This is a genomic window from Roseiflexus castenholzii DSM 13941 (assembly GCF_000017805.1).
Lineage (GTDB): Bacteria > Chloroflexota > Chloroflexia > Chloroflexales > Roseiflexaceae > Roseiflexus > Roseiflexus castenholzii.
Window position 1 is genome coordinate 1,818,808 of the sequence record NC_009767.1, and the last position, 18,381, is coordinate 1,837,188.

Consider the following 18,381-nt stretch of genomic DNA (forward strand, 5'->3'; position numbering starts at 1 on the left):
GTGTTGCGCCGCATTTCCTGTCGTGGCGCTCGCTCTAAAAGGAACGATAGGTGTGCTGGACGCTCTACGCGGTCCGGTTTGGAGATGTTGCGAGGTCAGTACCGATGCCCAAGCGAACATGGCAACCGAAACGCATTCCGCGCCGCCGTAAGCACGGGTTTCTGGCGCGTATGGCAACGAAAGATGGTCGCGCAGTGTTGCGCCGCCGCCGATTGCAGGGGCGCTACCGTCTGACCGTCAGTGACGAGCGGCGTCAGATCCGTCGCGGGCATCGGTAGTCCTGCCGATCTGTGGGCGCCGGGATACCCCCAACTCTCCAAATGCTTCGCCCACAGCCTGCGATGAAACGCGCTTACCGCCTTCGCACGCCTGAACAGTATCAACGGGTCCGCCGCGATGGTCGAACCTGGGATGCGGGTATGTTGATGCTCAACGCTGCCCCGAACCGACGCCGTATTTCACGGTGTGGCTTCATCGTCGCCAAACGGTTGGGCGGTGCGGTGGTCCGTAACCGCATTCGGCGCCGGGTGCGTGAGGCGGTGCGCCTTTTGTATCCGCAGATTGCGCCTGGCTGGGATATGGTGTTCATTGCGCGCTCGCCGGCGCTGGCAGAGATTGCCTTCCCGCAACTTCAGGCGCTGGTGCAGCGCCTGCTTCAACGCGCCGGTGTGGTGCAGGGGGCGGTGAGCGAGACGCCAGACAAAGACTGACAGTGTGTATCAGTAACCGGAGAATGCTGTGGGGGACAATCAATCGCTTATCATCGGAGATAACTGGCAATTGTCGCTCTGGGAGAAAGATGATCCGGTTGTTGAGAACCCGGAGTATCTCTCAAGGCAACTCATTACCTATATCGGCAACAAACGCGCTCTCCTGGGGTGTATCGGCATTGCTCTGGAGCGTGTCAAACGACGGCTCGGCAAGAATCGATTGCGCGTGGCCGATCTTTTTAGCGGCTCTGGTGTTGTTTCGCGTTATATGAAAGCCCATGCTTCGTTGCTTATTAGCAATGATATTGAAGACTACGCAGCAGTGACTTCTCGATGCTATCTGCGTAACCGAAGCACAGTGGATTTTGTATTGCTTTCCGAGATAGTTGCCGATTTGAACGCCAGAGTCGTTGCTGAGTCTCTTCCGAAGGGCTTTATAGAGGAAATGTATGCGCCCAAAGATGAAAAGAACATTACGAAAGAGGACAGAGTCTTCTATACGCGCGAGAATGCCAGAAGGATAGATAACTATCGCCGTCTGATAGAAGAGTGTCCAAATGAGATGAAGGATCTTCTCCTCGGGCCGCTGTTGAGTGAAGCCTCTGTTCATGCAAATACCGCCGGTGTATTCAAGGGTTTTTATAAGAATCGACACACTGGTGTGGAACATTTTGGAGGAAGCGGGTCAGATGCTCTTACGAGAATACTGGGTCGTATAATGCTCGAATCCCCTGTTCTTAGTCTGTTTGAATGTGATTATGAAGTCTTTCAAGAAGATGCCAACATCCTGGCACGAAGGCTTGAAGGTCTGGATTTAGTGTATATCGATCCGCCTTACAACCAACACCCGTATGGATCCAACTACTTTATGCTCAACCTTATTGTACATTATCAGCGTCCGGCGAATATCAGTCGCATTTCAGGAATACCCCAAGATTGGCGAAGATCTGGATATAATGTCAAAAACAAAGCTTTACCGCTTCTAAAAGATCTACTGGAGCATATCGACGCTTCCTTTATTCTGATCTCATTCAACAATGAGGGTTTCATTCAACCAGAAACGATGCGCATTTTGCTTGAAAAGATCGGCAAGGTCGATGTTATTGAATTGCCCTATAATGCGTTTCGAGGCAGTCGAAATTTCAACAACAGATCAATCTACGTCACTGAATATATGTTTCTTGTTGAGCGCAGGTAAAGTATATGGCTCGAAAAAAATCAGCTTCATAAACAAAGAACTGGGACAATTATTAATGTAACATCTAAAAAACAGCAATTAGACATCATCAAGGCTTTACAGCAGGTCATTGATTATATTGATCAAAAGTTTTCAAAGAAAATATCTCTGATCCACAAACCGGAATGGCGCCTGAGAGACATTGTAGCAGAGCTTCGCCAAACCTATCCTGATGTTAAATTTCATTATCACTTTGAAAGCAGCTCTATTCGTCCAGACGGAGGGATACTTTGTATCCATGGGCAGCGTGATGATACTCTGACTTATCCCATTCTTATTGCCGAGGTGAAGAACCAGGGAACAAATGACCTGCGTGTTGCTGAGGGACGCCCAAGACAGGCAAGAGGGAATGCTATTGAGCGTCTTGGCAAGAATCTTATCGGTCTTCGCACGGCGCTGATGCGCGAGAGCATCTTTCCTTTCGTTTGCTTTGGCTACGGGTGTGACTTTGAGGACAAGTCTTCGATCCTGGATCGAGTCGCTACCATGGCCATGTTCGGTGAGCTGAACAAGACTTACCTGCACGACGAAGGGGATGGAAAGTTCAAGCGTGGCAGTTTCTATTTTCGACAGGAGCCATGGTCGGTTGAAGAGATGGCTGATATCATGAAGGACATAGCAGAACGGTCGGTGTTCTATTACTTCTCCAAGTATGGTGAGAAGCATTTCCAATAGCACGACCATAAGGCGTGCTCCAGTGGTTGCGCTTATGCGCTGGCAATCATCTCACATAATCCGCACCTGACAGACGACCAAAAATGCGCTAGAATACACACGGTATGGGTCGTGTGTAATTAAGGACATACTGTTATGCCCGTCTGGCTCGCTTTTGTAGAGTTCCTCCAGCAGGTGCTGCTGACGTTCTATGCGTGGACGGGCAGCGCCGGTCTGGCGATTATTCTGTTTACGATTGTTGCACGCCTGCTCATTCTGCCGCTGACGATTAAGTCGCTTCAGTCGTCGCGCAAGATGCAGGAGTTGCAACCGCACATGAAGGAATTGCAGCGCAAATACGGTAAGGATCCGCAGAAACTCCAGGAAGAGACGATGCGGCTCTACCGCGAGTATAAGGTCAATCCAGTGGGCGGGTGTCTGCCGATGCTCCTGCAATTGCCGATCTTTCTCGGTGTCTATCAGGCGGTGATCAATCTGACGCGCGTGTCGCCCGCCGAACACGCTGGCAGTGCGATGCTGCGCGTCCTCAATGAGCAGGGGATCGCCTTCAGCACTGCAACGACTGCCACGCTTGGGCAGCCGCAACTCGCGGGCAGTTTCCTCTGGCTGCCGGACCTGGGAAAAACCGACCCGTACTACATTCTGCCTATCCTCTCGGTGATCTTTCAGCTGATTGTGCAACTGATGGCGACGCCACGCATCCAGGACCCGCAGCAGAAGGCGATGATGCAGTCGATGCTGATTCTGCCGATTGTGTTTGGATATATCGGGTTTATCTTCCCAAGTGGCGCGGTGCTCTACTGGGTGGTCGGCAGCATTCTGTCGATCATTCAGCAGTATGTGATCTCTGGCTGGGGTTCGCTGGCGAATTATCTCAAGTTTCTGCCGACCGATGGCGGTCTCCTTCCACCGATCACGCCGCCGGCGCAGTCGGCGGCATCGGCTGTCGGCGGCGGGAGTCCTGCTGCTTCAGAGGAATCATCGCGCAAGGTTGATTTTTGGGACGTGCTCCGGCCACTGACCGAGGCGCGCAGTGAGCCGGCTGAGCCGCAGTCGTTATCGTCCGGCAGCGCCGCACCCGTCGAAAGCGCCGCGCCGACGGAAGCGGCGCGCGCGGAAGCGCGGCGTGTGTCGTCACAGATGAATCCGCGGCGCAGGCGGGCGCGCAGGTAGAAGAGACGTGGAGCCGCTGGCTTTTGCTCTTCTCCAGGGCGCATCGTCGCGCGGATCGCATATTCCAAGCGGGGGCTTCATGAAAAGTATTGAGATCAGTGCACGCACAGTAGCGGAAGCAGTTCGTCTTGCCCTTGCACAACTGGGAAAAGATCGCGATGAAGTGGCGATTGAGGTGCTCGAACCGGGTACGAATGGCGATGAGGCGCTTGTGCGCGTCACCGTTGTAGATGATGAGACGGAAGAGCCGTCAGCGCCGTCACGTGCAACGGCGACCGGTCCCGTCGAACAGGTTGCACGCCAGATTCTGGAGGATATCCTCGAACGCATGGATATCCATGCCTATGTTACTGCGGTGGTCAGTGCGGTCCCTGATCAGCGCGGCGAACCTGAAGAGACGATAACGCTGCATATCGAGGGCGCCGATGAAGAGGCGATGAGCCTGCTGATTGGACGACGCGGCGAAACCCTGCGCTCGCTCCAGTTCATGGTCAATCTTTTGGTCAGTCGCCGGGTGCAAAAATGGCCCCAAATCGTCGTCGATGTCGGGAATTATCGCCAGCGCCGCCAGGAGTCGCTCGAAGGGTTGGCGCGTCGTATGGCGGAACGGGTGCGTCAGAGTGGACGTCCGTTGATGCTCGAGCCAATGGGCGCCTATGAACGACGCATTGTGCATCTGGCGTTGCGCTCCGATCCGACGGTGTATACCGAGAGCAGCGGTGAGGGTGAGAACCGGAAAGTTGTGATTTATCCGGCAAAACGATCATGACGGCGGCACGACGGTAGCAGAGCAGAGCGACAATCGGCGACACGCTGGCTGTCGCTCTGCCCTTTTTAATTTCCATGACCATACCCGACTATCTTCTGATCGGTCATATGACCCGTGATGTGCTGTTCGATGGCTCATATGCGCCAGGAGGAACGGCGCTCTACGCTGCGCTGACGGCTCGCCGGCTGGGTCGCCGCGTGGGGGTCGTGTCGGCGCGCGCCGCCATCCCGCCAGACTGGTCTGCCGATATTGCGGTTGCGTTCGCTGCAACAATGGACGCGCCGATCTTCGAGAATCGTTATACGCCTCAAGGACGGGTGCAACTTTTGCATGCCGATTCGGGGGTTCTTACGCTCGATAATGTTCCTGCTGCGTGGCGGTCGGCGCGTATTGTGCATCTGGCGCCAATCCTGGCGGAAACGCCCGAACACCTGGTGAATGCCTTCCCTGACGCCCTCCTCGGTATGACGCCACAGGGCATGATGCGTGCCTGGAATGCGCCGTTTCCCGCACCAATCACCTATCAACCCTGGGATCCGCCGCCGCATGTGCTGGCGCGGATCGATGCGCTGGTGTTGAGTATCGAAGATGTGCGCTTCGATGAAGCGCTCGCTCACGCATATGCGCGCTACTGTCCGATTGTGGCGCTCACTCGCGGCGCTGCGGGGGCAACGCTGTTCATCTACGGGGAGCCACACTATATCGACGCCTGCCCCGCCATCGAACGCGATCCAACCGGCGCCGGCGATGTGTTTGCCGCTGCGCTCCTCGTGCGCCTCGACGAAACCGGCGACCCGCTCGAAGCGGCGCGTTTTGCCGCCTGTATCGCCGCGCGTAGCGTTGAGGGGGTGGGTCCGGGGGCAATTCCCTATCGGGAGGACGTGGAACGGTGAAGGTGGGGTACGGGAAAGACGCCGAAGGTTGAACGCAGAGGGAGATAGCGCCGGTGTCTCTGTCGGAGCGTCCTGTGAGGCTACCCGCGCATCTGCGTACCGTTATGTCTTAAGGCGTCACCGGAAAAAGGATAAGACCCACTTCCACATCGGTATGATAGTGTGAGCGGCGTGGCGATCCCGCCGCCTGGAATGAGCATGAACGGCAGACCGCCGAGCGTAACTCCTGCTTCCAGCGGTTCGAGGGTGGACCGCACGCACGAGCATAGCGGGCAGGCATGGCGTTGGGATGCGCCGTTGTACCCTCACCCCCGCCCCGCTCCCGTGCGCGGGAGTGGGGAAACTGGCGCTGCGCGCGGCGGTCCCCCGGTGGGTGTGCCGGGGTGCGCGCGGGGGTTCAGTCCGCCCCTAAAGGGCAGCGGGGGCAGGGGGGCAGATTGCCGGCGTCTGGTGGACCTTTGTGTCCTTCGTGGAACACATTTTACCAATGATCGGTGACCATCCGGCATGGTCACCTGACGACGAGGCGCGTTTCGTCGTTCGGTTTGACGCATTTTACCAATGACCTGTGACCATCCGGCATGGTCACCCCGAGCAGCGCGAGGGGTCGTGCGCGACCCGCTTCGATTCCTCGCTGCGTTTACCCTGAGCGAAGCGAAGGGCTCGGAATGACACGCATGCGGCATCGTCAATCGTCATTGGTATAAGTAGGGTCAAGCGGGCCGCTTGAACCATACGAACGTGGGTCCCGCTGTGTTCTCTGTGTCTCTGTGGTTCACCAAATCTGCTGTGACGGTCCGAGGAGGGGGCGAGAGGCGCGAGGCGAGGAACCCGACCATCGCGTCGCGCGAGATGTATCTCGCATTGGTGGAGAAGCGCGAGGGGTGAAGTCAGGGGTTGCGTGAAGGAAAGCGGTGCATGTTGAACGTGGGACAGCGAGTAATACCAATGACCTGTGACCATCCGGCATGGTCACCCCGAGCAGCGCGAGGGGTCGTGCGCGACCCGCGCCGATTCCTCGCTGCGTTTACCCTGAGCGAAGCGAAGGGCTCGGAATGACACGCATGCGGCATCGTCAATCGTCATTGGTATAAAACGTCTGCGCGCTGGCGCCGAGCAGGGTACGAATGCTCTACTCGACGGCGGCAGGTCATCGGCGGAGTAGAGATAATCGCCACCCCTTTGCGCGACCTCACCTGCCGTGAAGAACCGTCACCATCTCCCTGACCGTTGCCTCCACCTTCGCGCGATAGGCGGCATACAGCGCCTCCCGGTCAGGAAGAGTTCGGTCGAGGATGAAAGGGAATGTCTGCACCGGCGCGCCGAAGACGCTGCGCATGGCATCGATGGTCTGCGCCTGTCGGCGATTGACCTTGACCGGATCGGCGTAGAAGTCGAGCAGGTTTTCATTGGCGCCAAAGTCATCGACGATTAGAATCTCGGTTGGTTGTTCGCCGAGTCCTTCCTGCACACGCCGCCAGAAGAGCGCGCTGTCTTTGCGCACGCCAAGGTCGGCTGAATTGGCGATCAGGACGGCGCGTGATGGCGGACGATCGCCATTCGGCGTCGAGATAATCTGCGGTGACGTTTTGCCGGTGTCATCGGTGCGCAATGCCGCTGCGTGCCATCCCATCGCGGCGATCTGTCGCGCAATATGGTCGGTGGCTTCAGCGTAGTGATCGGTGGCGACCAGAGGCGTCATATGCTCCGCCGATTGCATGGCGTCGAAGAGCGGGCGCCACGCCGGGTCGATGACCGATGCCTGAAGGTATGCCTGCACGAACCGTTCAGCACGCTGAAGCGCGTCGTCACACGACAGACGCCGGGCGATAAGGAGCGCATATGGGGTGGGTGTTGTGCTGCCGGTTTCCCACGTCGGCTTCACGATGTCGTTCCAGTAGCGTTCGACATCCACACCCAGGTCCCATAGCCCGCTGTGACGTAGCGTCCGCTCCAGGCGATCCGGCATACCGAAGCGCACCGCCTCCAGGCTCAACATGCCCGAAAAGTCCAGCGCCAGCAACTGGTGTGTCATCACGGCATCCACTGTTCAAGACGGTAGGCGCTATCCCAAAACATCCACTCCAACCGTGAAGAGTGCACAAAAGCGTCGCGCATACGGGCTTTCTGCGGTTCAGATGCCTGGTCAGCGATGGCGTCGGTCAGGTCAATCGCGCGATTGACCCATTCGGCGAATTCCTGCCCGGCGTAGGTGTCGATCCACTTCTGGTATGGGTTATTTGGCGCTGCGCGGCGGTAAATGTCGCTTCCAACCTCGCGGTAGATCCAGAAACAGGGGAGCAGCGCGGCCATGCCCTCTTCGTAACTGCGACCGGCAGTAGTTGCCAGCAGAAAGTTGGTGTAAGCGAAACACGAGGGTGACTGCTGGCGCGTCGGTGCATCGATGCCAAACTCGCGGAAGTAGGTGAAATGCAGCGCGCGCTCGACGACCGCCACTCCCTCGGCGAAGCGCGCAAACTGGATGATCGCCTCCTCATCGGGGGCGCGCCCGGCCATTGTCGCCAACGCGCGCGCAAAATCTGCCAGGTACAGGGCGTCTTGCTGCATGTAAAAGGCGAATTTCTCGTGCGACAGCGTTCCCTGCGCCAGTTCCTCGTTGAATGGATGCTGAATGATAGCCTGGTAGATGCCGGTGATCGACGACCAGAGTGTTTCGGTAAAGCGCATGACGACTCCTCCTTTGCGGCATACGACGTGTGCGCCTGCGTTGGTCTGTCGCACACAGGCGCATAGTGAATCGCTTCCGTAAGGGGGTGCAAAAACCGAAGAGGACCGCGAAGAGGAAACAGGCTGACAGCCATAGCGCTCAGCGACCGTTCCGATTTCCTACGCCGGCATTACCCGGATCAGGTGCAAAGGGTGCCCTCTCAGCCTCGCCGCGTCAGCGAAGCGCCCCTACGGAACACTGTGGAGTATACGCTGTCGCACAGCGCCTGTCAAGGCTGCGTCAATCCGTGGTCTATTCAAGCCCGAACCTACGGACGCAGCCCTTTGGCGTGCAGATGGGCGTCGAGCCACGCGGCATCTTCCGGCGACAGGTCAGGCGGCGGCGGCGGTTGGCGATAATCGATCCGTAAATCGTAGCGCGCGTTGCGGTACACCTGATGCACGAGCCGGGTCAAGGGCAGCGGCGCATCCGGGTCGGGTCGGCGCAGCGGCACAGGGACGGTCGGCAGCGGTTGCTGCAAGGGGCAGGTCCAGATGTCGATGGCGGGCCAGCGTTCGGCGCGACTGAGGAAGATGAAGTAGGGCGCGTTGGGCAGCGGGTCGGGGCGCGCCAGATTGGGGCGCTTCCCGCCGCGCAGCAGGTCGATTTCGAGCAGGTGGACGCCGCTCATAAAGAGTTCCTGGCGCTTCTTCTCGTAGGCGTCGGCGCCGTCGGGACCGGGGCGCTTGTTGACCGGCGAGAGGAGTTCGATGGCGGTCACGAGCGTCTCATCGACGACGGATCGGATTTCGATGCGCGCATAGCGGGTGGGGATTTCCGCCAGCGCGACGCCGGTGAGGGTAGGAGCGTCCACGCTGGCGGCCGCGATAGCAGCGGGTTCGCGTTCATACACGCCGATGTCGGGAACCAGCGCGCGGCGCGGCGCAGCAATCTCAATCTGCTCCAGCGCGACGTAGGGGGTAATCTGCGCAATGTACCCCGGCGCAATCCGCGCCTGAAGGTAATCGCAGGCGGCGCTAATGATACGATGATGAACATCGGGCCACAGGCTCGAATGCTCGAGATAAGGGTCCATTCCCGGAAATGGCGGTTCCATAGGCGCCTCCTGCTATCTGGCGAGCATCATAGCACAGAACCAGCGTTGCTGCATTGATCGCCTGATCACAGGGAATAATATAAATGGTCAGGACCCCGGCGGTTCGATACGCTCATCGCTTGTTGATGTGCTGCATAAGAGTACGCGGATTGACACGGATCGAGACGGATCGATCATCCATCACACACCAATCCGCGTCAATCCGTGGTCTATTCAAGCCCGGACCTACGGACGCAGCCCTTTGGCGCGCAGATGGGCGTCGAGCCACGCGGCATCTTCCGGCGACAGGTCAGGCGGCGGCGGCGGTTGGCGATAATCGATCCGTAAATCGTAGCGCGCGTTGCGGTACACCTGATGCACGAGCCGGGTCAAGGGCAGCGGCGCATCCGGGTCGGGTCGGCGCAGCGGCACAGGGACGGTCGGCAGCGGTTGCTGCAAGGGGCAGGTCCAGATGTCGATGGCGGGCCAGCGTTCGGCGCGACTGAGGAAGATGAAGTAGGGCGCGTTGGGCAGCGGGTCGGGGCGCGCCAGATTGGGGCGCTTCCCGCCGCGCAGCAGGTCGATTTCGAGCAGGTGGACGCCGCTCATAAAGAGTTCCTGGCGCTTCTTCTCGTAGGCGTCGGCGCCGTCGGGACCGGGGCGCTTGTTGACCGGCGAGAGGAGTTCGATGGCGGTCACGAGCGTCTCATCGACGACGGATCGGATTTCGATGCGCGCATAGCGGGTGGGGATTTCCGCCAGCGCGACGCCGGTGAGGGTAGGAGCGTCCACGCTGGCGGCCGCGATAGCAGCGGGTTCGCGTTCATACACGCCGATGTCGGGAACCAGCGCGCGGCGCGGCGCAGCGATCTCGATCTGCTCCAGCGCGACGTAGGGAGTAATCTGCGCAATGTACCCCGGCGCAATCCGCGCCTGCAAGTCGTCACGCATCGCCGTAATCAACCCGGTATGCACATCGGGCCACAAGCTCGAATGCTCGAGATAAGGGTCCATTCCCGGAAATGGCGGTTCCATGCGCGCCTCCTGATATTGCACAAGCATGATACCATGGAATGCCCAACTTCATTGACGAAATCGCGCGGTAATGCTATACTTCCTTCACATCGCGTCTTTCCGGCGCGGTGTGTTGTTCTGTACCGTCACACGTCGAAAGGAGCGCTGCAATTAGAGACCGGCTTCGTATCAACAATCGCATTCGCGCTCGCGAAGTGCGCTTGATTGACGAGAATGGCGCACAGGTCGGCATTGTCCCAATCCGCGATGCCCTGCTGATGGCGGAAGAGCGCGGGCTTGATCTGGTTGAAGTCGCGCCGAACGCCGTCCCGCCCGTCTGTCGCATTCTGGATTATGGCAAATTCCGCTACGAGCAGTCGAAGAAAGAGCGCGAGGCGCGGAAAAACCAGAAGCAGGTGGATGTCAAGCAGATCCGCCTGGAACCGAAAACCGATGAACACGATCTGGATGTCAAAGCCAAACAGGCGCGGCGTTTCTTGCTCGATGGCGACAAGGTCAAGTTCAATCTGCGGTTCCGCGGTCGTGAGATTTTCCATCAGGAAATTGGACTGGAAATGCTGGAACGCATGGCGGAGGAACTGCGCGACGTATCGGTTGTCGAGCAGCGACCAACGATGGAAGGGCGAGTGTTGACATTGTTGCTTGCGCCGAACCAGAAAGCCAGAACACAGGCGCAGCGTGAACGGCAGCAACAGGCGCCTCGCACTCCAACGCAAGCGAAGTCACAGGTCAGTGTGCCCGCGTCTGATGCAGCGCCCGACGATCAGTCCGACGAAGAGGAATAAACGCATGCCAAAGATGAAGACGCACAAAGGCGCGGCAAAACGGTTTACACTCACGGGAACAGGGAAAATGGTCCGCGCTGCCGGTCGTCGCGGGCACTTCCGCCGCCGGATGTCGCTGCGGATTTTGCAGCATCTTGATCGAACATTCGAAGTGCATAAGACGGTTCAGCGCCGCCTGCGCCGTGCATTGCCGTATATTGCAAAGCATAGCCGCTAGAAGCGCGTTTGTAGCCAGGACTCAGAGGTTGACACTATGGCCCGCGTGAAACGTGGTGTGATGGTGCGCAAGCGCCATAAAAAATTGCTCGAGCAGGCGAAAGGGTATCGCGGCAGCCGCAGCCGTCGCGTCAAAGTGGCGCGCGAAACGGTGATGAAGGCGCTCTGGTACGCCTATCGCGACCGGCGCAATCGCAAACGCGATTTTCGCCGCCTCTGGATTATCCGTATCAATGCCGCTGCTCGGATGCACGGCATGTCGTACAGCCGCCTGATGAACGGTCTCAAGCGCGCTGGCATCGAACTTGATCGCAAAGTGCTCGCCGATATGGCGGTGCGCGATCCTGCCGCCTTTGGGCGGGTCGTCGAACAGGCGCAGCAGGTGGTGTGATTACCAGCCCGGCGAATCAGCATGTCAAACGAATCCGCTCGCTGGCTGCCGACCGCCAGAAACGTCGCCGTGAGCGGATGTTCGTGCTTGAGGGGGTGCGCCTGGTCGCCGATGCGCTGGAGAGTGGCGCGACGCTGACGCTTGTGCTGTATGCGCCGGAACAATTGCAGCAGACGCCTGCCGGGTTGGATTTGTTGCAACGGCTTCAACGCCTGCCTGTCGGTTATGCGGCGACGCCGCAGGTGATTGCGTCAGTCGCCGATACCGTCCATCCGCAAGGAGTCGTGGCGCTTGCCCGATGGCCGCAAATCCCGCCAGGGAAACCTGGTCTGATTCTGGTGATCGATGCCGTGCAGGATCCCGGTAACTTGGGAACGCTCCTGCGCAGCGCTGAGGCTGTCGGCGTGGCGCAGACGCTCTGTAGCGTCGGTACGGTCGATGTCTATGCGCCGAAAGTGGTGCGTAGCGCGATGGGGGCGCACATTCGCCTGTCCATCGAGCAGGACGTCCGCTGGGATGAGATCGGCGAGCGTCTGGCAGATGTTGATCATGTCTATGCCGCCGATCCACATGCGCGCATGCCGTACTATGCCGCCGACTGGCGCCAACCGTCGGCGCTGCTGGTCGGGAATGAGGCGCACGGTTTGAGTGAGGCTGCGCGTCGGCTTGCTACCAAACCGATCACCATCCCCATGTGCGGGAGAGCCGAGTCGCTCAATGTCGCGGTGGCGGCAAGCGTGATCCTGTTCGAGGCGCTGCGGCAGCGCACGCTGGGACGTGGTTAATACCAATTACCTGTGACCGTCCGGCATGGTCACCCCGAGCAGCGCGAGGGGTCGTGCGCAACCCGCGCAGATTCCGCGCTGCGCTCGGAATGACACGCATGCGGCATCGTCAATCGTCATTGGTATACGTCATCATACACGCAGGCTATGACGAAGCGAGTAGGCGGGAGACAACGAGCAGAGAGCGATGGCCGAAGGGTGTGAGCCGTCGCCGTGACGCCCCGCTGAAGTTCCCTTCCGAGCCGCGACGGGGAAAGGAAGCGCAGGCTGCATAGCGGCTGTCTGCGCAGGCGCCGAGTAGTCGTTGCCGGTTGCCCTCCGCTATCGGGGCTATGAGGGTGGAGTCGCCATGGGCGATTCTGCCGAAACAGGGTGGTACCACGGGCCACGCCTCGTCCCTGGCGAGTGCGTGGCTTTGTTGTTGAGTGGAGGCAGCATGTCATTGATCGATCAGTTGAATCAGCTTGAACAGGAGGCGCTCGCAGCGCTTGATCATGCCGCCGATCTGACGGCGCTCGCCGAATGGAAGAGCGCCTATCTTGGCAAGCAGGGGGCGCTTTCGCGTTTGAGTCGGGGGCTTGGCGCGCTGCCGGCCGAGGAACGTCCGGCTGCCGGAGCGCGTTTCAATGCCGCACGCGCCACGCTCGAACAGGCGCTCGAACGCGCTGAAGCGCAGTTGAAACGCGCGGCGCGTCAGCACGCCTTTGAAGCCGATCAGGTCGATGTTACCCTTCCCGGACGCGCTCCCGCCGTCGGACGGTTGCACCCCACCACGCAGATGCTTCGCACGATCTACACGATTCTGGGGGAGATGGGGTTTCAGGTGTGGGAAAGCCCGGAAGTCGAAACCGATGAGTTCAACTTCCAGTTGCTCAATATGCCACCAGACCATCCGGCGCGCGATATGTGGGATACATTCTATGTCGAAACTGCGTCCGGCGAACCGACGCTCCTGTTGCGCACGCATACGTCGCCGGGGCAGATCTATGCGATGCGCGCCAATGCGCCAAATCCGGTGCGCGCCATTCTGCCCGGCAAGTGTTATCGCTACGAACAGGTGACGGCGCGCCACGAGATGCAGTTCTTTCAGGTTGAAGGCATTGCCATCGGTGAACGGATTTCCTTCGCCGACCTGAAGGGAACGCTGGTGGCCTTCGCCGAACGGCTGTACGGTAAAGGGGTGAAAACCCGCTTCCGTCCGAGTTACTTCCCCTTCACCGAGCCAAGCGTCGAGTTCGATATCGAGTGCTTCCTCTGCGGCGGCGCGGGGTGTCGCGTCTGTAAGCATTCCGGGTGGCTCGAAATCCTTGGCGCGGGCATGATCCATCCCACGGTGTTGCGCAATGGCGGGTACGACCCGGAAAAGGTCAGCGGGTTTGCGTTCGGGATGGGACCAGAACGGATGGCGATGTTGCGCTATGGTATTGACGACATTCGCTGGTTCTTCAGCGGCGATGAGCGGTTTCTGCAACAGTTCTGATGAAAGCTCGATTGCCGCTCATTGCGCTGGTTGCGCTCTTTCTGGCGCTCTGCGTCCTGTACAATCTGACGACGCCGCTCGGCGAGGGACCGGACGAACCGGGGCATGCGGCGTATGTGTTCTTCGTGGCGCGCGAGAGGCGATTGCCGGTGCAGTGTCTGCCGCCATGTGTCAGCGATGTGCCGGGGTCGGGGCATCATCCGCCGCTCGCCTATCTGCTGGCGACCCCGGCGGCGCTCTGGTTGCCGCACCCGTTGCGCGCCTTCGATCTGCCCGGAAATCCGCGCTTCACCTGGGCGGGTGGCGATCAGGTGAATGCTGTTGCGCACGGGAGCCGTGAGCAGTGGCCCTGGGACGCGCAGGTGTGGGCATGGCGTCTGGCGCGCGGGGTGTCGAGCCTGGCGGGCGCGGCGACGGTGGTCTTCACGTATCTGGCGGTACGTGCGTTGCACCGCTCCACAGAGCATGCGGCGAATGGCGATCTGATGGCATTGCTGGCGGCGGCGCTGGTCGCCCTCAACCCACAATTCATTTTTATCTCGTCGCTGATCAGCAACGATGCGCTGCTGGCGGCGCTTGGCGCGGCGCTGCTCTGGCTGGTCGTCAGCAGTCCGCGGTCGTTGCTGCGCGCCATGCTGATTGGTGTCGTTCTGGGACTGGCGTTGATTACCAAACAGAGTGCATGGGTGTTTGCGCCGTTTGTGTTTGTGTGGTGTGTAACGGGTGGTGTGGCGCATATGAGCGCGAAAACGTTGCATCCTTTGCATGCGGCGGATGGAAGTGCGGCAACGCCGCGCTCCTCTATGGCGGTGGTGGTTGCCGGGGCGATGATCATCGCTGGTTGGTGGTATCTGCGGAATTGGCAATTGTATGGCGATCCGCTTGGTTTGCAGGCGTTTCGGGCGGAATTTGCCACGCAGGCGTTCGACGCAACCAATCTGGCAGTCTGGGCAGGTGCGCTGACAGCTCTCTATGAATCGTTCTGGGCGCGTTTTGGTTGGATGAATCTTCCGGCGCCACCGTGGACGATGGCAGTGTACGTGGCGCTGCTTGCGGTATCGGTCGCCGGTTGGGTGCGGTTGCTGGCGCGCCCGAATAAGGCAATCTGCCGATGGACCTGGCAACTGGCGGCGCTGCCAATCCTGTCCCTGGTGTGGGTTGTGAGTTTCGCCTTCACCGCCGGGTTGGTCGCCTGGCAGGGGCGGCTTCTCTTTCCGGCAATCGCTGCCATCGCAACGCTCCTGGCATGCGGATTGAGTGTCTGGCTTCGTCATGGTGCGTCGGTGATGCTGCTCATTGTCGGAATGGCGGGTATTGCGGCATGGTTGCCGGTCAGCGTGATTCGGCCAGCCTATCCGTTTCAAACGCTCTCCTCATCGGCGGTGCGCGCCTGGGAGGGACACGAGACCTACGCACGCTTCGCGCGTTCGACCGAACCCGGCGCGGTAATCCGTCGCTGGCGGATCGAAGGGACGCCCCGCCCTGGCGCAACGATTGAACTGGCGCTGCTCTGGAATGCTGTGTCGCGCCAGGACCGCGACTGGTGGACGTTCGTGCATCTGGTTGACGCCAACCGGCGGATTGTGACGGAAGACAACCGTGAGCCGCGCAATGGCGCCTACCCAATGTCGCAGTGGGTGGCAGGGGATTGGGTCGAGGCGCGCTACTCGCTGGCAATTCCCGCCCATCTTTCTCCCGGCGAGTATGCGCTGTGGGTCGGTTTATGGGACCCGGCGACCGGACGGCGCGCGGCGTTCTTCGATGATGACAATGTGTACGATCCTGACGGCGATCACGTCGTGCTGACCACTCTGATGATCACCAGTCCATAAGGAGTTTCTATGCGTGTTCCTCTATCCTGGCTGAAAGAGTTCGTTGACATTACCCTGTCGGTCGAAGAACTTGCCGAACGGCTGACTCGTGCAGGGCTGGAGTGTGAGGGGATCGAACGGATTGGGGTCGAAGGCGCCGATCTGCCGTGGGACCCGGAGAAGATCGTGATCGGCGGCATTCTCGAAGTACGGCAGCACCCGAATGCCGACCGTCTGGTTCTCGCGGATGTGGATTACGGCGCCGGCGCGCCACACACGGTCGTCACCGGTGCGCCCAATCTCTTCCCCTACAAAGACAAAGGGCGCCTGTCGCAGCCGCTCAAGGGGGTCTTCGCGCGCGAAGGCGCGGAATTGTACGATGGTCATGCCGAAGGCTGGGTGAAGATGCGTCTGAAGGGGCGCCCGGTGCGCGGCATCATGTCGGACGCGATGCTCTGCTCGGAAAAGGAACTCGGTCTGTCCGAAGACCACGAAGGTATTCTGATCCTGCCGGACGATGCGCCGGTCGGGATGCCGTTGCGCGACTACCTTGGCGATGTGGTGCTGAAGTTCGATGTGCTGCCGAATATGGCGCGTTGTCTGTCGATCCTCGGCGTGGCGCGCGAAATCGCGGCGCTCACCGGCGCGTCGTTGCGCATGCCGGAGATGAACGTGGTTGAGCATGGTCCCCCAATCGAAGGGCGCGTCCGCGTGACAATCGAGGAACCCGACCTTTGCCCGCGCTTTACGGCGACTCTGATTGAGGGGGTCACGATTGGTCCGTCGCCGCTCTGGATGCAGCGCCGCCTGACGATGGCAGGCATGCGCCCGATCAACAACATTGTGGACATCAGCAACTATGTGATGCTCGAATTCGGCGGACCCAACCACATGTTCGACGCCGACCGCGTGGCAGACCAGCATTTGATCATTCGCCTGGCGCGCCTCGGTGAGCGCCTGGTGACGCTCGACAACAAAGAGCACAACCTGGATGCGTCGCTCGGTGGCGGGATGCTGCCGCTGCTGGTGTGCGACCCACGGGGACCGCTCAGCCTGGCAGGGGTCATGGGAGGCGCATCGAGCGAGGTGAGCGCGACCACAACTCGTGTATTGCTCGAAGTCGCCGTGTGGGATCCGACGATCATCCGGCGGATGGGAACTGCGCTGCGGGCGCGTTCGGAGGCGTCGAAGCGCTTTGAGCGCGGCGTGGATTACGAGCTGCCGCCGCTGGTGCAGCGCCGTGCTCTCTCGCTACTGCAACGGATCGCCGGCGGCAAAGTAGCGCAGGGGATGGTGGACAACTATCCGCGTCCGTGGCAACCGGTGATCCTTGATCTGACGCCGCGCGAGGTGCGTCGAATCGTCGGCGTTGCGCTGAGTGCCACCGAGATTGCCGATCTGTTGCGTCCGCTGGGTTTCGCCTGCGATCTCATCGACAATGGCGCAGTTGTGCGCGTCACCGTGCCGAGTTCACGGCGCGATGTGACCATGCTTGCCGATCTGTGCGAAGAAGTAGCGCGCATGTACGGGTATGATCGCATTCCGTTGACCCTGATGGCGGACGCGTTGCCCGAACAGCGCAACAATTCGTCGCTGGAATTGGAACTGCGGGTGCGTGACCTGCTGGCAGGCGCCGGATTGGATGAGGCGATCACGTACTCGCTGACCAGTATGGCAGCGGTGGCGGCGGTCAATCCGGCGGACGCGGACCCATCGCGCTATCTGCGGCTGGCGAACCCGCTGACCCCAGAACGCGAGTTTCTGCGCCGGTCGTTGCTGCCGACGCTGCTGGAGGCGCTGGCGCAGAACCTGCGCGAACGCGAACGAGTGCTCCTGTTCGAGATCGGGCGCGTTTACCTGAAACGCGCTCCTGGCAGCGATGAGCCGCGCCCCGAAGAACCGCGTCGACTGGCGCTGGCGCTGGCAGGTCGGCGGCACGAGCGCGCGTGGCATACATCGGACGAGACCTTCATGGATTTCTTCGACCTGAAGGGGGTTGTGGAGACGCTGCTGGCGCGGTTGAACATCTCCGGCGTGCAGTATGTTCCGGTGAGTGACGACCCGCGCTTCCATCCCGGGCGCGCGGCGCGGCTGGAACGCGATGGGCGCGTGCTCGGCGTCATCGGCGAGTTGCACCCCGATGTCTGTGAGCGGTTGGAGATCGCCGCGCCGCGCGCGATGGCCGCCGAACTCGATCTCGAACTGATCGGCGCACTGATCGAACCGGTGCGTTATCGCGCTATCTCGCGCTACCCGGCGACTACTCAGGACCTGTCGCTGGTGGCGGCGATTGATGTGCCGGCGGAACGAGTGACAGTGACCATCCGCAAATATGCCGGTGCGCTGCTCGAGTCGCTAACGCTCTTCGATGTGTACGAGAGCGAGCAGGTTGGCGTCGGCAAACGCAGCCTCACCTACCGGTTAGTGTTCCGCGCGCCGGACCGCACTCTCAACGACGCCGAGATTGCGAAAATCCGTCAGAAAATCGTGCGCGGGCTGGAACACGACCTTGGCGCGACGATTCGGGGATAAATGGGCAGGCGAGAAAGGCGCGACGGCGTACCGCACCGTCGTGAATGGATTGCACTGTCTTGAAGGCATAAAGTAGCGACGGCGCCCCGCACTGTCGCGCCTGGATCGCATCGTCGCCGCCCTGC

At 60.2% G+C, this 18,381-nt stretch carries 18 protein-coding genes and 1 riboswitch; of the genes, 14 read left to right on the top strand and 4 right to left on the bottom strand.

Features of this window, described 5'->3' with window-relative positions; genetic code table 11:
- The first annotated feature begins 104 nt into the window (after positions 1-104).
- The 7 genes from rpmH to RCAS_RS07300 all read left to right on the top strand — a co-directional run bounded on the left by rpmH (position 105) and on the right by RCAS_RS07300 (position 5,457).
- Positions 105-278 carry a 50S ribosomal protein L34 gene (gene rpmH, locus RCAS_RS07270; RefSeq protein ID WP_011958657.1) on the top strand — a complete coding sequence of 58 codons (174 nt, stop codon included), beginning with the start codon at positions 105-107 and terminating at the stop codon, positions 276-278.
- 63 nt (positions 279-341) lie between these two features.
- Positions 342-710: a ribonuclease P protein component gene (rnpA, locus tag RCAS_RS07275; protein ID WP_012119947.1), complete on the top strand. Its 369-nt coding sequence runs from the start codon at positions 342-344 to the stop codon at positions 708-710.
- Positions 711-738: 28 nt separating this feature from the next.
- Entirely contained in the window at positions 739-1,908 is a 1,170-nt protein-coding gene (locus RCAS_RS07280; protein ID WP_012119948.1) for a DNA adenine methylase, read from the top strand.
- Between the two features lie 87 nt (positions 1,909-1,995).
- Positions 1,996-2,622, top strand: a complete 627-nt coding sequence (locus RCAS_RS26465) for an EcoRI family type II restriction endonuclease (RefSeq protein WP_408638385.1) — start codon at positions 1,996-1,998, stop codon at positions 2,620-2,622.
- A gap of 135 nt (positions 2,623-2,757) precedes the next feature.
- Positions 2,758-3,795: a YidC/Oxa1 family membrane protein insertase gene (locus RCAS_RS07290; RefSeq protein ID WP_012119950.1), complete on the top strand. Its 1,038-nt coding sequence runs from the start codon at positions 2,758-2,760 to the stop codon at positions 3,793-3,795.
- Between the two features lie 79 nt (positions 3,796-3,874).
- On the top strand, positions 3,875-4,564 hold the full coding sequence (gene jag / locus RCAS_RS07295) for an RNA-binding cell elongation regulator Jag/EloR (protein ID WP_012119951.1): 690 nt from the start codon (positions 3,875-3,877) through the stop codon (positions 4,562-4,564).
- Between the two features lie 74 nt (positions 4,565-4,638).
- Positions 4,639-5,457 carry a PfkB family carbohydrate kinase gene (locus tag RCAS_RS07300; RefSeq protein ID WP_012119952.1) on the top strand — a complete coding sequence of 273 codons (819 nt, stop codon included), beginning with the start codon at positions 4,639-4,641 and terminating at the stop codon, positions 5,455-5,457.
- Positions 5,458-6,649: 1,192 nt separating this feature from the next.
- Here the strand turns inward: RCAS_RS07300 and RCAS_RS07305 are convergent.
- The 4 genes from RCAS_RS07305 to RCAS_RS07320 all read right to left on the bottom strand — a co-directional run bounded on the left by RCAS_RS07305 (position 6,650) and on the right by RCAS_RS07320 (position 10,256).
- Positions 6,650-7,492: a hypothetical protein gene (locus tag RCAS_RS07305; RefSeq protein ID WP_012119953.1), complete on the bottom strand. Its 843-nt coding sequence runs from the start codon at positions 7,490-7,492 to the stop codon at positions 6,650-6,652.
- Positions 7,492-8,145, bottom strand: coding sequence for a thiaminase II (gene tenA, locus RCAS_RS07310; protein ID WP_012119954.1), 654 nt, complete (start codon positions 8,143-8,145; stop codon positions 7,492-7,494). The genes RCAS_RS07305 and tenA overlap by 1 nt, the downstream gene beginning before the upstream one ends.
- 138 nt (positions 8,146-8,283) lie before the next feature.
- Positions 8,284-8,385, bottom strand: a riboswitch (TPP riboswitch).
- A gap of 68 nt (positions 8,386-8,453) precedes the next feature.
- A complete protein-coding gene (locus tag RCAS_RS07315; protein WP_012119955.1) occupies positions 8,454-9,242 on the bottom strand; it encodes a DUF4058 family protein in 789 nt (262 codons plus the stop codon).
- A gap of 225 nt (positions 9,243-9,467) precedes the next feature.
- Positions 9,468-10,256, bottom strand: coding sequence for a DUF4058 family protein (locus RCAS_RS07320; protein WP_012119956.1), 789 nt, complete (start codon positions 10,254-10,256; stop codon positions 9,468-9,470).
- Positions 10,257-10,363: 107 nt separating this feature from the next.
- On the opposite strand from RCAS_RS07320, the gene infC reads away from it, so the two are divergent.
- From infC to pheT, 7 genes are all read left to right on the top strand, one after another.
- Complete coding sequence (infC, locus tag RCAS_RS07325; protein WP_012119957.1) at positions 10,364-11,041, top strand: translation initiation factor IF-3; 678 nt, start codon at positions 10,364-10,366, stop codon at positions 11,039-11,041.
- 4 nt (positions 11,042-11,045) lie between these two features.
- The gene (locus RCAS_RS07330; protein ID WP_041330366.1) at positions 11,046-11,258 is read left to right on the top strand and encodes a large ribosomal subunit protein bL35; all 213 of its coding nucleotides are present in this window, start codon (positions 11,046-11,048) and stop codon (positions 11,256-11,258) included.
- A gap of 36 nt (positions 11,259-11,294) precedes the next feature.
- Complete coding sequence (gene rplT / locus RCAS_RS07335) at positions 11,295-11,648, top strand: 50S ribosomal protein L20 (protein WP_012119959.1); 354 nt, start codon at positions 11,295-11,297, stop codon at positions 11,646-11,648.
- Positions 11,645-12,433: a TrmH family RNA methyltransferase gene (locus RCAS_RS07340; protein ID WP_041330368.1), complete on the top strand. Its 789-nt coding sequence runs from the start codon at positions 11,645-11,647 to the stop codon at positions 12,431-12,433. The genes rplT and RCAS_RS07340 overlap by 4 nt, the downstream gene beginning before the upstream one ends.
- A gap of 436 nt (positions 12,434-12,869) precedes the next feature.
- Positions 12,870-13,913, top strand: a complete 1,044-nt coding sequence (gene pheS / locus RCAS_RS07345; protein ID WP_012119961.1) for a phenylalanine--tRNA ligase subunit alpha — start codon at positions 12,870-12,872, stop codon at positions 13,911-13,913.
- Positions 13,913-15,745, top strand: a complete 1,833-nt coding sequence (locus RCAS_RS07350) for a hypothetical protein (RefSeq protein WP_012119962.1) — start codon at positions 13,913-13,915, stop codon at positions 15,743-15,745. The genes pheS and RCAS_RS07350 overlap by 1 nt, the downstream gene beginning before the upstream one ends.
- A 9-nt stretch (positions 15,746-15,754) precedes the next feature.
- Entirely contained in the window at positions 15,755-18,256 is a 2,502-nt protein-coding gene (gene pheT / locus RCAS_RS07355) for a phenylalanine--tRNA ligase subunit beta (RefSeq protein ID WP_012119963.1), read from the top strand.
- Positions 18,257-18,381 lie beyond the last annotated feature (125 nt).